The organism is Legionella bozemanae, from assembly GCF_001648595.1.
Taxonomy (GTDB): domain Bacteria; phylum Pseudomonadota; class Gammaproteobacteria; order Legionellales; family Legionellaceae; genus Legionella; species Legionella bozemanae.
In genome coordinates, this window is sequence record NZ_LBAW01000093.1 from 1 (window position 1) to 701 (window position 701).

Consider the following 701-nt stretch of genomic DNA (forward strand, 5'->3'; position numbering starts at 1 on the left):
TTATGCCACACCTTAGGCGGTGTGTATCTGGAATACTCCAATTTGGCAATGAATCCCTTTACTCATGTCACGAATATTGGCAAAGAAATACAGCATATTCTTTCTTTGTTTCAATTATTATCGTGCGCTAAGGATGGAGCCAGTGATGATGACCGAGGAACGTTACGAGAGGCAATATTGCAGGCGTTTTTTGAACATCAGCAAGCCACATTAATTGATCATGTGCAGGCTAAGCTTCTGGAGTTGCATCAGAACGACCGAGAAAAATACCCTACAGGGAAAATTCTGGCGAAAAATCTTGATCCCTATTGCACTCATTCAGAGCATGGCACGGTCTTTAATGCGCCTTCTAAGTTAGCGCCTGATGCACGCATTATTGTCGTGGATTTAAAAGAAATTGAGGACGATGAACACATTCGTGCACCGGTTTTACTGTCTATTTTGTCTCAGTTTCAAGGCCGTATGTTTAACTCCGATCGCAGCCGTCAAAAAATGTGCATCATTGATGAAGCCTGGTCCTTATTCTCTGGCGATCAAATTGCAGTGAATTTCATTAACCGAGGGTTTCGTACAGGGCGGCGGCATAATGCTTCTTTTGTGACGATCACGCAAGGTATCGATGATTATTACGCTTTTCCTGAAGCACGTGCCGCTTGGGAAAACTCTGCAATCAAACTCATTTTTCTTCAAGATGGAGATTC

At 43.1% G+C, this 701-nt stretch carries 1 protein-coding gene; it reads left to right on the forward strand.

Annotated elements, in window-relative coordinates; translation table 11 throughout:
• A partial coding sequence (locus tag A8O27_RS18195) for a TraG/VirB4 family ATPase (protein WP_211269276.1) occupies positions 1–701 on the forward strand: 701 nt, incomplete at both ends.